Source organism: Paludibacterium paludis, from assembly GCF_018802605.1.
Classification (GTDB): Bacteria; Pseudomonadota; Gammaproteobacteria; order Burkholderiales; family Chromobacteriaceae; genus Paludibacterium; species Paludibacterium paludis.
Genome location: NZ_CP069161.1, coordinates 2,562,505 through 2,575,357, shown reverse-complemented (window position 1 = coordinate 2,575,357; position 12,853 = coordinate 2,562,505). Strand labels below are relative to the sequence as shown.

Annotated in this window: 14 protein-coding genes and 6 pseudogenes; 17 read left to right on the top strand and 3 right to left on the bottom strand. The window is 54.9% G+C overall.

The window, feature by feature from the left end; genetic code table 11:
- Positions 1–6: 6 nt before the first annotated feature.
- Positions 7–768, top strand: coding sequence for an FCD domain-containing protein (locus JNO50_RS11680; RefSeq protein WP_189534168.1), 762 nt, complete (start codon positions 7–9; stop codon positions 766–768).
- Positions 769–937: 169 nt separating this feature from the next.
- Entirely contained in the window at positions 938–1,402 is a 465-nt protein-coding gene (locus JNO50_RS11675; RefSeq protein ID WP_189534170.1) for a hypothetical protein, read from the top strand.
- Between the two features lie 28 nt (positions 1,403–1,430).
- Here the strand turns inward: JNO50_RS11675 and JNO50_RS11670 are convergent.
- Positions 1,431–1,850, bottom strand: a pseudogene (locus JNO50_RS11670) (transposase); the annotation flags it as partial.
- A 3-nt stretch (positions 1,851–1,853) separates the two neighbouring features.
- On the opposite strand from JNO50_RS11670, the pseudogene JNO50_RS11665 reads away from it, so the two are divergent.
- The 15 genes and pseudogenes from JNO50_RS11665 to JNO50_RS11595 form a co-directional block, all read left to right on the top strand.
- A pseudogene (locus JNO50_RS11665) lies at positions 1,854–2,228 on the top strand (transposase); the annotation flags it as partial.
- A gap of 259 nt (positions 2,229–2,487) precedes the next feature.
- Entirely contained in the window at positions 2,488–2,682 is a 195-nt protein-coding gene (locus JNO50_RS19270; RefSeq protein WP_189534174.1) for a TNT domain-containing protein, read from the top strand.
- Positions 2,683–2,922: 240 nt separating this feature from the next.
- The gene (locus tag JNO50_RS11655; RefSeq protein WP_189534176.1) at positions 2,923–3,453 is read left to right on the top strand and encodes a hypothetical protein; all 531 of its coding nucleotides are present in this window, start codon (positions 2,923–2,925) and stop codon (positions 3,451–3,453) included.
- Positions 3,450–3,902, top strand: a complete 453-nt coding sequence (locus JNO50_RS11650; RefSeq protein ID WP_189534178.1) for a hypothetical protein — start codon at positions 3,450–3,452, stop codon at positions 3,900–3,902. The genes JNO50_RS11655 and JNO50_RS11650 overlap by 4 nt, the downstream gene beginning before the upstream one ends.
- On the top strand, positions 3,899–4,096 hold the full coding sequence (locus tag JNO50_RS19265) for an RNA 2'-phosphotransferase (RefSeq protein WP_189534180.1): 198 nt from the start codon (positions 3,899–3,901) through the stop codon (positions 4,094–4,096). The genes JNO50_RS11650 and JNO50_RS19265 overlap by 4 nt, the downstream gene beginning before the upstream one ends.
- Positions 4,068–4,364, top strand: a pseudogene (locus JNO50_RS11640) (transposase); the annotation flags it as partial. The gene JNO50_RS19265 and the pseudogene JNO50_RS11640, both read left to right, overlap by 29 nt.
- A gap of 2 nt (positions 4,365–4,366) precedes the next feature.
- Positions 4,367–4,849: a hypothetical protein gene (locus JNO50_RS11635; RefSeq protein WP_215796362.1), complete on the top strand. Its 483-nt coding sequence runs from the start codon at positions 4,367–4,369 to the stop codon at positions 4,847–4,849.
- A 74-nt stretch (positions 4,850–4,923) separates the two neighbouring features.
- Positions 4,924–5,181, top strand: coding sequence for a hypothetical protein (locus JNO50_RS11630; protein WP_215796361.1), 258 nt, complete (start codon positions 4,924–4,926; stop codon positions 5,179–5,181).
- Positions 5,182–5,334: 153 nt separating this feature from the next.
- Positions 5,335–5,496: an EndoU domain-containing protein gene (locus tag JNO50_RS11625; RefSeq protein WP_215796360.1), complete on the top strand. Its 162-nt coding sequence runs from the start codon at positions 5,335–5,337 to the stop codon at positions 5,494–5,496.
- A 10-nt stretch (positions 5,497–5,506) separates the two neighbouring features.
- A complete protein-coding gene (locus tag JNO50_RS11620; RefSeq protein ID WP_189536986.1) occupies positions 5,507–5,914 on the top strand; it encodes a hypothetical protein in 408 nt (135 codons plus the stop codon).
- 47 nt (positions 5,915–5,961) lie between these two features.
- Positions 5,962–7,170 (top strand): annotated as a pseudogene (locus JNO50_RS11615) (IS3 family transposase).
- A 433-nt stretch (positions 7,171–7,603) separates the two neighbouring features.
- On the top strand, positions 7,604–8,026 hold the full coding sequence (locus JNO50_RS11610; RefSeq protein WP_189536996.1) for a hypothetical protein: 423 nt from the start codon (positions 7,604–7,606) through the stop codon (positions 8,024–8,026).
- A 408-nt stretch (positions 8,027–8,434) separates the two neighbouring features.
- Positions 8,435–9,409, top strand: a complete 975-nt coding sequence (locus JNO50_RS11605) for an IS481 family transposase (RefSeq protein ID WP_215796359.1) — start codon at positions 8,435–8,437, stop codon at positions 9,407–9,409.
- Positions 9,406–9,878 (top strand): annotated as a pseudogene (locus tag JNO50_RS11600) (IS5/IS1182 family transposase); the annotation flags it as partial. The gene JNO50_RS11605 and the pseudogene JNO50_RS11600, both read left to right, overlap by 4 nt.
- A 29-nt stretch (positions 9,879–9,907) precedes the next feature.
- Positions 9,908–10,621 (top strand): annotated as a pseudogene (locus tag JNO50_RS11595) (IS256 family transposase); the annotation flags it as partial.
- Between the two features lie 85 nt (positions 10,622–10,706).
- Here the strand turns inward: JNO50_RS11595 and JNO50_RS11590 are convergent.
- Entirely contained in the window at positions 10,707–12,161 is a 1,455-nt protein-coding gene (locus tag JNO50_RS11590) for a GDL motif peptide-associated radical SAM/SPASM maturase (RefSeq protein WP_189534618.1), read from the bottom strand.
- A gap of 57 nt (positions 12,162–12,218) precedes the next feature.
- Positions 12,219–12,821 (bottom strand): DUF1842 domain-containing protein, encoded by a 603-nt coding sequence (locus tag JNO50_RS11585; RefSeq protein WP_189534620.1) that lies wholly within the window; start codon positions 12,819–12,821, stop codon positions 12,219–12,221.
- Between the last annotated feature and the right edge of the window lie 32 nt (positions 12,822–12,853).

Below are 12,853 nucleotides of genomic sequence, written 5' to 3'. Positions count from 1 at the left end.
CGCAGAATGGCTTACCAAAAAGTGAATGTCCCCAAGTTGTCCGACGCGATTGTCGAGCAGCTGGAAACCCGGATCCTCGATGGCGTGCTCAAGCCCGGCGATCGCTTGCCCCCCGAGCGGCAGCTGGCCGAGGAGTTCGGCGTGTCGCGCCCGTCATTGCGCGAGGCCATTCAGCGGCTGGTGTCGCGCGGCTTGTTGATCAGCCGGCAGGGAGGGGGAACCTGGGTGACCGACCGGCTGGAAACGGCGTTTTCCGATCCGTGGGAGGCCTTGCTGCACCGCCATGGCGAACTGCACGAGGATCTCTTGGAGTTCCGGCGCGTGCTCGAGGGAACCGTGGCGCGCCATGCCGCGCTTCGGGCGACCGACGCGGATCTGCTCAGGCTCGACCAGTGCGCCGAAGCCTTGCGCGAAGCGTATGCCGGGGGAGATCTGGCGCGCCAGGCGCAGGCGGATGTCACGTTCCATCAGGCGGTCGGCGAGGCTTCGCACAATGTGCTGTTCGCGCATGTGATGAGCAGCCTGCTGGCGATGTTGCAGCGTCACGTGAAAGACAATATCGCCAATCTGTTCGCGGTCGGCGAGGTTTCCGGCGCGCTGCTCGCGCAGCATCTGGCGATCTGGGCCGCGATTCGCGCGCGCGACCCCGATGCGGCGCAGCGGGCCGCCGAAGAGCACTTGGATTTTGTCGCCGACACGCTGGTCGATCTCGAACGCGAGGCCGAGCGCCAGGAGCGGGCCTTGCGCCGGCTCGAGGGCGCGAGCTGACCGGCCGGTCGCATTTCCTTCCCCATTCTGTCGCTGTTTTTTTCCCCGTTTATTTTCGACAGCAAGAACGAAAACCTGAGCGCCGACTTGGGAAAGAGGCCCCTCGTTCTTGTGCGGGGTTATGCAACAAAGCCTTAGGAATGCAATAAACAAAGTTGAGGGGTAATTTATGGGTGATATAAATCATAATTTTAGTGGGATACTGAAAAAAATAATTGGATTGAGGTTGTGCTGTGTGCAAGGACAGTTTTATGTTATGGAAGATTTTTTGTCAGATGAACCTCTTTCTATTTGTCTCGTATTTGATACAGGCCTGAATGTGAAAATTTCAGGCTTATCTGATGGTGAGTCTATTGTCGTTGACGAGGGAGGGCTTTGTTCGTATTCAATGCAGGATGCTGGTGCGGTAATCGTTAATGATATTGATCGTATGGAGAAATTATGTGGAGACTCAAGGGTTTGTGCTGTTAATTTTATTGTTGGTGAAGAGGGTAAGATTATCGGGGTGAAGGTGGTTTTTTCTAAGTCTAGTATTTATTTTGTTAATCTTGGCGATGAGCTGAAAATTTTTGATTTTTTTCCTGATTTTTTGTTTGAAGAGGAAAGTTGTCGTTTAGTCGATATTTGCTATTAATCCGGCATATAAATACCGTACAGCTACCTTACGCGGCGTAGCGGATCTTTTCATGCCGGAAATAGGATCGAATTCTGTCTGGCTGTTTCTGCAACGAGCGCAGATGGGATAGCACTTTGCCTTGCCGCTGGCCATCCGATCTCACTGGCTCCCCAGCGCTCATGCGCGCCTTCAGGTCACCGTTCAAATACTCGTCCGGGTTCAGTTCCGGCGAGTAGCTGGGCAGGAAGAACAGCTCAATCGCCTTCTTGTTCTCTTCTTGCTCCAGCCATGCCTGCACCAGCTTGCTGTGATGGACTCGCAAATTGTCGAGGATCAAGAACACTTTCTTGCCGCCAGCCTCTCGGATCAGGCGTGTCAGAAACTTGATCAGAACCTGGGCCGTCAAGGTTTCCCGATACAGCATGAAGCGCATCTTGCCCTGGTTGGTGATGGCCGAGATCAGGTTGATGCGCACAAGGCGTACGAGCGCTTTGTGCGGCAATTCGAAGCCAAATACCCGAAGGCGGTGGAAAAAGTGACCAAGGACCGCGACGCACTGCTCGCGTTCTACGACTTCCCCGCCGAGCATTGGGTGCATTTGCGCACGACCAACCCGATTGAGTCGACTTTCGCGACCGTGCGGCATCGGACCACGCGCACACGCAACTGCGTGTCCAAGGCGACCTTCCTGGGGCTGGCGTTCAAGCTCATCGAGGAAGCCGAGAAATCGTGGCGCAGGATCAAAGGTGCGGAACGAATTGAATTACTGCTGAAGGGCATTCCCTTCAAGGACGGAGAGGCGGTGCTGGACAATCCATCGCCTCAGCAGGAACTCGCCGCGTGATGACTTGGTTGCCCGGGGCCGTACACCAGATTTGACAATAACTCCGCGCCGCGCCGAAGGATGTCTTCCAGGCTGAGGTCGACTTCCGACGATGGACTACCCGGTGCTTTGTCTTTACCATGCTTCATGGTGAGTGTGTTCTTTCTCTGTTGGTGTTTCGATCTCGACAATCAAAATTTCAACAGGAACACCCACCGCCTTCAACTCAAATTTCCCAGCTCCCTCCGTACACCAGATTCGACTTTAACTCCCGGGGACCTTGCGAGCACCATATTCAGTATTTGAAGTTACATCGCCGCTTGAAGTTGAAGCCGGGACTATAGCCCCGTGGTTTGGTGAGGTGGGGATGGGGACGCAGAACAAGCTCCTTGGTGATTCTCGGGTAAAGGACTTGCTGTCTAGCGGACAACTAAAGGAAATATATAGGGGGCCATTTAATGGATATAACCACTAGACTAAAACTTATACGTACCTTGCAGGCGGCGGGAGTTCGACCCAGTTCCTACAGTGTATTTGGCCCTGAAGATATGGCGCTCTGCTTAGAAGACTCTGGTAATGGTTGGGAGGTTTTCTACTTTGAACGTGGCGGAAAGACCTTCTCTAAAAAATTTCAAACTGAAGCCGAGGCGTGTACTTACATGTACCACGAGCTAATAGGGGACAAAACAGCTTTTATGTAGGTGATAAGTAAAAATTGGCCAGCTTAAAAGAGCTGGCCAATTCATTTGTTCCAAACACGGCAGGGCTTATCGGGCGCAATGTATGGGTTGATGCAAGTGAAATTCGGTGGTCGCAGGAAAGCGTCAGTTATGCAAAGCCTGCAAATGCATACCGCATTCAATACAATCTTGATACCGCATCGGCGCAGTTCAAGGCGTACGCTAATGCTATATACGCAATTGATGTTGTTAGCATGCCTGACGGTCGATTGACAGCACTGGATGATTCAAGGCTGACTGTAAGAGCGGACCAAGGTGGGCAGATTCGTACCAATATTTTTGCCCATGATGAAGTCATTGCTGATCCAAAATTCGCGAGCCGATTTGTGAGTGAAGGCGTTGCGCCTGAAACATTCGGTCAAGCAGTACTCAACCGGATCGCAGAGCAGCGAGCGGCTTTCTCTACAGCATATCCGTATGGAAGTTCGATCGCACCAAAGGTAACTGGTGCGCCTACCGGCTCTCACTGGACCAAATATTCTCAATTTCCATGGTTACGCCAATGATGGGTAATGTAAAAAACTCTGCTCCTATGAGTGCGCAATACTTTCTTCCTGAAGGAGAGGTGCCGCCGGGCTTTGCCTATCCAAAGGATTACATCGATTTTGTGGAGAGCAATAGGCCATTCCCGGTAGCAATGATTGGGATGCCACCATGGATATTCGCGGGCGACTTGGTCTGGGCAAAAAACGAGTCAGTGGCTGAGTTTGGGACTCTACTTGTCCCATTTGCCCAGGCCGAAAATATGGACATGGTCGCGTACTTCGAGGCCTCTGGGGCCGGGGATTTTGGCATCTTGGTTGCCAATCCCTGGGAGACTTCGCTACAGAACAAGGTTTATGAGAGATTCAGCAGTTTTAGTGAGTGGCTCAGCTTTGCAAGGAAAATTTCTATTGAAGTGTTGGAAGACAAGCCTCAAATCAAACAACGGAAATTCTGGTTTCCTGGTTTATGAATAAGTCATATCTCGATTATGCCTTCCTGAGTCGGACTGCATCCCATGCCCTTCGCCACGAACCTTGGCTTTATGAGCTGGAACTCGACGACAAAGGCTGGGTGCCGGTTGAGGAATTGCTGTCCGCCTTGCGTTCAGAAAAGCCAGAGTGGTCGGCCTTGAAAGACCCAGGGCAGTTACGCAGCGCTACTTGAACGGGGAATCATGCCCGTGATTCCGCCGCGCAAGAACGCCAAGGCGTGGAAGTCGAAAATTGTCGGCAGCGAGGTGCGCAATGCAGCGATTGCGGCATGCAAGCGTTTGGGCCGTCGAATCTGGAAACGCTGGAGCGGCTATCACCGCCGCAGTCTGGTGGAAACGAAGATGCACTGTTTCAAGCGGTTGGGTAGCCGAGTGATGGCGCGCTCCTTTGACCGACAGGTAGCGGAACTTCAGGTGCGTGCAGCGCTGTTGAGAGGTTAGGTATGGAAACAAAAATTAATTTTCACTCTCTAGAACATTTTAACTTTATTAAACAGAATGTGTTGGATGTGATAAATTTTACTCGGGGTGAAGATGTTGCAATATTGCGAAGCAAAAATTGGATTTACGCAACTCTTGATGATAAACAAATCCTTGATGAAGATGCGAGAAATTTGGCGTGTGCATTAAGTGGAATAGATTGCGATGTTGCATATTTTGGTTGGATTTGTGAATTTGAGAAGGAAAAAAATTTTGATATATATAAGTTTCAGGTGGATTGTGAATCGATTGTAAGTATTCAAAGGCCGGAATCTCCTCTCGACAATATGGCTAGTGTTGTTTTTGGAAGGTATCCGTTAAGATTTTGTATCGTTAGGCCAGATACATTTGATAAGTTGCTTTATGTTGTGGGTGAGGAGGGTTTTGTGCAAAGGTGTTGCGGAGCACCTGGCTGGAAAATATTCAATAATGTTACGAGTAGATAGGTGTCTGGTTTCGTGGAGCCTGTCAGAATTTCTTGTGATATGAGGTCATGAGATGATACCGAAAAGACTTATTCATGACCGTCACCATGAATACCAAGAAACCTCGCAAGCCGAAAGCGCCCAAGCTCGTCCCCGATGACTTGATCAATGGATTGTTGATACTGGTCGAGGGCAAGGACGCCGAGTCGATTCTCGGCGAGTCTGGGCTGGCAGGCCTGCTCAAGAAACAGTTGGCTGAGCGCATGCTGGCCACCGAACTGGCCCACCACCTAGAGACCGAGGCCAAGCAGGGTGAACTCGTCCATCACCAAACGACGCACGCCTTGCGCTGAGAACATGCCATGCAGGCGTTCGAGTCGCTGGTAATTGATGGGACCAGCTCTATGCCAAATGCCCAAGGTGTTTATCAAGCAAAAATTGAGATTCGTGACCCTGCAAATTCTGGCTAATAGCTCCCTAAAATAAACAATGGTGGTGTATCGACAATGTTCCCCGATTCTTGGACTACTGATAGTATTAAAGTTGAAGAGGATGCCGCATATCGGAACCGTACCGTAACAGGCAACCGATGGACTGGTGTAACTCCAAGTGGCGTTAAGGTACAAGGTTGGTTAGCACCAAAGACCACTGTCTATCCAATCTTTTAGGATATAGGTAATGAAATTGACGCTTTCATGGGCGGCTCCTGGTGGGATTATATTTCCATGCTGTAGCGCAGATAGTGTTAACAGCGATGGCCTTAGCCTTCTTCCTTATCTGCTAATGGATAATGGTGGGCTAGGTTACCCCCACACTATTCCTTGGATTGATGAAGGAATAGCCAAGGTTGATGCTGTCTTGAATGGGGAGCTCGCTGAAGCTCTCTGGGATCGAGAGGATTGGGGGTCGAGGCTGACGGAGGCTGGAGTTGAGATCTACTCTTTGCATGATGAAGACTATACCGAGCTTATTGACCTTCCTGCATTCCGTCGAGCACTCCTTGCTTGGCGTCAGTTCATGCTGTCTGCTCCTGATACTAATATCATGCAAATATTAGAAATTTTGGATGAGCCCCCTGAAACATAGGACACCGATTCCCGCTTAGAATAAGGGATAGGTTTGAGGCTATGTTTATGACTAACACCAACAACAAGACAGACGTACTCGGACCTGAGCGCCGTCGCCGCTGGAGCGCAGGCCATTGTGGCCGAAAGCTTCATGCCCGGCCAGTCGGTTTCCCTCGTGGCCCGTCGTCATGGGCTCAATCCCAATCAGCTCTTCAAGTGGCGCAAACTTTATCAGGAGGGCAGTCTATCGGCGATTGCCGCGGGTGAAGAAGTCGTGCCGGCCTCCGAGTTGGCGTCAGCCATCAAGCAAATACGCGAACTGCAGCGACTCCTCGGCAAGAAGACGATGGAGAACGAAATCCTCAAAGAAGCCGTGGACATCGCTCGCACAAAAAAGTGGATTGCGCGCTCACCCTTATTGCCGGGGGAAGACCAGTAGCCCCGGTCTGCACTTCGCTCGGGTTGGCGCGCTCGAACGTGATTCGCCGTGCGTCGCGTCCTGTTGATTGGCGCGATGGTCGTTCTTGTCGATCGACCGATGATAGCGAGTTGGTCAAAGAGATCCAGACCGCCATTTCTCCGTTGCCCAGCTACGGCTACCGCCGGACGTGGGGATTGATTCGCCGACAGCGAGAGGCCGGTAACTTGCCACCGGTCAACGTGAAGCGCATTTATCGCATCATGCGTCAGCATGGTCTGCTGCTCCAGCGGCGGCTCAAACAACCGGGTATCCCGCGCAGGCATGAGGGGCGCGTTGCTGTGACTACCCGTAATCGCCGCTGGTGCTCGGACGGCTTCGAGTTTCGCTGTGATAATGGCGAAAAGCTGCGCGTCGTCTTTGCGGAGGACTGCTGCGACCGTGAAATCATCAGTTGGACAGCCTCGACCGGTGGCTACACGGGTGACATGGTTCGAGACGTTATGTTGGAAGCGGTGGAAAAGCGCGGCATTCAGTTGGGTATTTCGCCGGAGGTGGAATGGCTGAGCGACAATGGTTCGAGTTATATTGCCGCCGATACTCGGCGGTTTGCGCGAGAAATCGGCCTCAAGCCGGTAACCACGCCGGTCTGCAGCCCGCAGAGTAACGGCATGGCGGAAAGCATGGTCAAGACGCTGAAGCGAGACTACGTCGGCCATATGCCGAAACCGGACGCCCATACGGCTTACCGGAATCTGGCGATGGCTATTGAGCATTACAACAAGTTTCACCCGCACAGCGCGTTGAAATACCGATCTCCACGAGAGTTTCGACGCCTGGCGGTTTCATCAACTTAAGCGTTGGTCGGTGTCCTGTGATACGGGGGCAAATCCAGGAAGCAGTTGGAAGTGTCGGGAGAAATGCTGCGACCAGTGCCAAACCTGGTGGAATCCCAGCATCGTTACTTGACGCTAACGGCAAGCTTCCGCCTGGTATCGGTGGTGTCGGAACACCAATTCCTATGCCCCCATCTGTTAACCCGAATGCAACAGCAGAGGCATTTGCCAAATCTGCATTCAATGGACAGACGCCCCTTTCTGTGAATCCAATTAAGAACGGTAATTCATGGGTAGCAAAACTGCCAGATGGTACAGTTGTAACCTATAGAGTGGCAGGCGACGCGTCTGGTAAGACTAATTTGGCGACAGCAACAGTTGAAGGTAAACAATCCTGCTGTTCGAGCAGCAAATAATGGTGAAATAGCGAAATTTAAATTCCCGGGAATGTGATATGTATAAATTGGACAAGAATGACTCTGCTCAGCGGCAGTTGATTTTTGCAGCGTTAGATGATTTTTGCCCTAATGGAGCGCTTTCTAATGTATTTGGTGGACAATATGGGGACACTCCAGAAGAATGGGCGCTTGCCGTAATAGATTTTATATATAATTCAATGGGTTTGGGGCTTATAGAACCAATGCCATGTATGCATGGATTCGAAAAGCTTAATGCTGAAGAGGTAAGGTTTATCCTAATTAAAAGTAGAGAAAGTCCTGATCTAGAGAAAAATGAAGACCTTGTCTGGGACATACTTTATTTGCATGGCACGGAAAAGCTGAAGCAGGCGACAGGTAGATTTAAAATGGATAATTGGGATGCATTGTCACTCCCCGCTGATGCAAGTTTCTTTCAATATATAAACTCATCGATGTAGAGTATTTGTAAATGAACTCCATGTATTTTGATGGGGCTTTTCCAAAGGGGTCACCATTGGTGGTATGTAAATGTCATTCTGCATTGTTGCTGTTGGTCATACAAGAGCCGCAGTCGCTTTAAAACAAGGAATACCTAGTCGGACCTGCAAAATGTCTGCAATCCCCATGAACATTGGCTTTCACGAGAATTTCACCGACGCTGAACGCTGAGAAATTAAAATGCTGCCTATAAAAGCCTGAGGGAAATCGAGAGAGAAACCCATGGCGACCGACGATCATTGCGGTCACGCACAAGCGTGGCCTAATTGTCGCATCCCGGATGATCATATAAGCAAACGCTTTGAGAAACTTGCCATCGCCCGGGAAGGTATGGGTAGGCTTCTGCACGCCCTACAACAGCAACAACAATGATCGTCAAACTGCACAAACAAGCCCGCACAACGCCGGTTATCCGCGAGGAAATTCGCAACGCAACCGGCACCTTGGCCGAACTGGCGGCACGCTTCAACGTCAGCATCCCCACCATCATCAAGTGGCGGAATCGTGACTCTGTTGAAGACCGCTCGCACACGGCCCATCGGCTGCAAACCCGGCTGACACCGGCCCAGGAGCACATCGCGGTCGAACTGCGCAAGTTGCTCAAGCTCGGCCTGGATGACCTGCTGGTCGTCGTGCACGAGTTCCTGAATCCCGACGTTTCCCGCTCCGGGCTGGACCGCTGCTTACGTCGCCACGGCGTAGGCAACCTGCGTGATCTAGAGTCCTCGTCCGCGCCGGTCAACCGCCTCAGCAAGCCATTCAAGGCGTACGATCCGGGCTACTTTCACATCGACGTCAAATACTTACCGCAGATGCCGGACGAAACATCCCGCTGCGACTTGTTCGTTGCGATCGACCGCGCCACACGCTGGGTCTTTGTGCAGATTAAGTCGAACAAGACGGCCCATACCGCCAGAGCGTTTCTAACCGCCCTGCAAAAGGCGGTGCCGTGCCATATCCGAACGATCCTGACCGACAACGGCAGTGAGTTCACCGACCGGCTGTTCAACAAGCAAAAGCAACCGAGTGGTGAACACGAATTCGATCTGCTGTGCACTGCGCTCGGGATTGAGCACCGATTGACCAAACCGCGCACCCCGCAAACCAACGGGATGGTAGAACGCTTTAACGGCCGGATCAGCGACGTGCTGGCGACGCACCGCTTCGACTCCGGCAAGGACTTGGCCGAGACGCTGGAGCGCTATGTACTGCTCTACAATCAGCACTTACCGCAATTGGCGCTGCAACATCGAACACCGATTCAGGCCATGAAGGAGTGGCAAAAACAGCGCCCTGAATTATTCAAAAAGCGCGTTAGCAATCGTCCGGGACTGGACACCTAATGGTCGGGGCACGCACCTTTCCTGGTAATCCCTACGACGGGCACATTCTCCGCAAACAGCTGGAACAAGTCAGTATTCTGCTGGAGGGCACGGGCAAGGTGCCCAAAAGGGTTGTCGTCGATCTGGGCTTCCGGGGCGCGGATCACGATAACCCGGGAGTGGCGATCATCCATCGTGGCAAGGACAAGTCGTTGTCTCAGTTGCAGCGCCACCAGGCCGTCGAGCCGGCCATCGGGCATCTTAGGGCGGATCACCGGATGATCGCTGTTGGTTGCAAGGGACGTTGGGCGACGCCCTACATGCCGTGCTATGTGCCGCCGGCTACAATCTGCGCTGGTTGCTCCGGGCGATGGCCCGATTAGGGCGGTGTGTGCTTTATTTGCGTCCGATTCTGGCGGGATACCTGGCGCTCGTGGCACTTACTGGTCCAATCCCTCGCGCTGTGTGCCATGTGGGTGAGTCGCGATAGTCCCGGGAGGGAATTTTGCAGGGCCGACGACCTACCTGAAGGTGCGCAAGGGCGGACGGGTGGTGTCGGTCGCCGCCATAGTGGCTTGTGCGGTGAATCAGGATGGCCGGCGGGAGATTCTGGGGCTGGGCATCGGCGAATCCGAGGCCAAGGAATTCTGGATCGAGTTCCTGCGTGGGCTGCGCCAGCGCGGTCTTTCCGGCGTGAAGTTGGTGATCTCGGACGCCCATGAAGGGCTGAAAGCCGCGATCGCCCAGGTGTTTAGCGCCACCTGGCAGCGCTGCCGCTTGCACTTCATGCGCAACGTCCTGGTGTGCGTGCCGAAGTCGCACCAGGGGCTGGTCAGTACGTTGATCCGGCAGGTGTTCCAGCAGCCCGACGCAAGCCGCGCCCACCAGGCCTGGCGACAAGTGGCCGATGAGCTACGACCGAAGTTCGCCAAGGCCGCGGCGATCATGGATGGCGCCGAATATGACGTGCTGGCGCATTTGGACTTCCCGGAGGCCCACTGGGTCAAGATCCATTCGACCAATACGCTGGAGAGGTTGAACAAGGAAATCAAACGCCGCAGCAACGTGGCCGGAATCTTCCCGAACGAAGCCAGCCTGCGGCGCTTGATTGGCGCGGTGTTGATGGAGCAGAACGAAGAATGGCAGCGACAGAATCGCTATATGCCGCAGCATTCGATGGCGGAGCCTGCCGAGGCGTTAACCGATAGCACACCCCCGCTATTGGGGATATAAACCACAAATCTGACCAGAGTTCAGGCCGAAATAGTTGCACCACCTTGACGGACTCAACCTGAAACAACTGGTTTTTGCTCATTTTTCAACGGCCTGCTAGCAGGCGGGACATCGTATCGATGATTTCCCTCCTCCGCGCGGTTTCCCGCTCATGTTCGGCCTGCGCCGCGGCGACGTCGGCGTTGCAGTGCGGGCATTGCGTTTCGGTCGGATGAATGTACTCGCGGCAGGCCCGGCACAGCGCCAGCCGGGCGGGTGGATGTCCTCGCTCGGGCGCTTTTCTGCCCTTGTGCTTCCAGGCCAGTTCGATCACTTGCCCCGAACGGCTGACGCGGCCGGTTTCCTCTTCCGTATCGATCCGTTCGGTGATCAGGTCGAAGCGTCCCACCGCGAAGGAGGCGGGCGCGGCGTCCTGCAGCTTGACGATGCGTTCGCGCAAGCCCTGCTTGTGCAGTTGCAGCGCCCGGTAGTGGCAGTAGGGATTGTTGCCCGGTTTGCCGAGCAGCGAGTGGGAGGTCCAGGTGCAACCTCCGCGGCACACGTCGTTGTAGTAGCAGTCCCGGCAGTATCCCCACAGATCGTCCACGGACCGCAGCCTGCCAAAATGTATGCCTTCGCTGTGATGCCAGATCGCTTCCAGCGGCAAATCCCGCACATTTCCTCCGGCGAATCCCACTGTCGCCAGCGATGGACAGCCTTTCACCGTGCCGTCCGCCTCCAGCGCAATCACCGTCTGTCCGGCCGCGCAGCCCGTCCAGTGCACCCGGTCGTCGCCGAATCCGCGCCACAGGTGCTCGTAAGGGCCGTAGTAGCCGATATTGTTGCCGACATTCATCAGCAGGCCACGCGCTTCGCCTTCGCGGTAGAGCCGGGCCAATAGCGGCATCAGTTCGAGCAATTGATAAGGCTGCAGCAGCACATCGGGGTTGTCGACGGCATTGCCCATCGCCACGGTCAGCTGGATCTGCCAGTGCGTGGCGCCCAGTCCGATGATGTGCTCCATCAACGCCGGCAGGTCCGCCATGGTCCGCGGACCGATCTGGGTATTGACGCTGACCGCGAGCCCGGCCTCCCTGGCGCGGGCGAGGGTGTCGGAGGCTCGCTCGAACGAACCTTTCACATTGCGCACCGTGTCGTGCAGCGGGGCGAGGCCATCCAGCGAAACGCCGACGCCGTCAAGTCCGGCATCGATCGCCTCCTGCAATTTCGCCCGGGTGAGGTTGCGCCCGCCCGTCTGGATCGCGCAGTACATGCCGTGCTCGTGGATGGCGCGGATCAGCCGGCTCCAGTCCTTGCGCAGATAGGCTTCGCCGCCGATCAGCGTGACCTCGCGCGTTCCGAGCCGCGCCAGGGCATCGATGACCTCGAGGCATTCGGCCGTGCTCAATTCGTTGGCGCGACGGTGCCCGGCCCGCGAACCGCAATGGAGGCATTTGAGGTCACAGGCCAAGGTTATTTCCCAGACCACGTGCACCGGCACAAAGCCGATGAAATCGCTATCGTCGAGATAACGCGCGGGCAGGTCGTCGCGGCGGGTCATGGCAGGATTCCCCGAAGAGGTGTTCCCGCCGGCCTGTCGGCCGGCGGGAAGGTGGCGTCAGCGGCGAGTTTCCAGACGGGAAATCTCGGCATCCAGGTCGCGCAGCGCCACCTGGATCTGCTCGCCCTGGTCGAGCTGCAGCTGAGCCTGGCTCGCCAGCGCCTTCATCCTCGCCAGGTCGCCGCCCGAGCCGGCCTGCTGCAGCGCCGCGGCATACAGCGGCACGGGGTGCGGGTGCGGCGGGGGCAGATAGGTCGCTTCGCTGCCGGCTCCGGCCTTGTCCACGGTCATCGCCGCATGTTCCACGGCGTGCATTTGGCCCTGATAGACAAAACGGTAGCTGGCGAAACCGCTCTGCCAGTCATGATCGAGCACGGCATGCAGGTGGAAGGTGTCGGCAAGCTGGCTGGCCGGACCGGCCGGATTGCCTTCCAGCGCCATCACGATGTGGTACTCGGATCCCGGGTCGAGCCGTGGCTGGCTGTAGCCGCCCCAGACATCGGCATGAAACGCCAGGGGAGGGAAGGTGCTCTGGCTGATGCACGCCTGTCCGCTGATGCGCTTGTGGGGTGTGTCGACCAGTATTTCCAGCGTCAGCACGGGCGACCCGATCGCCGGCGACGCGATGATGTACCGGGTATGGAATAATCCGATGGACATGAGGGAACTCCTTGTCGTGGGTTCGTAGTCGG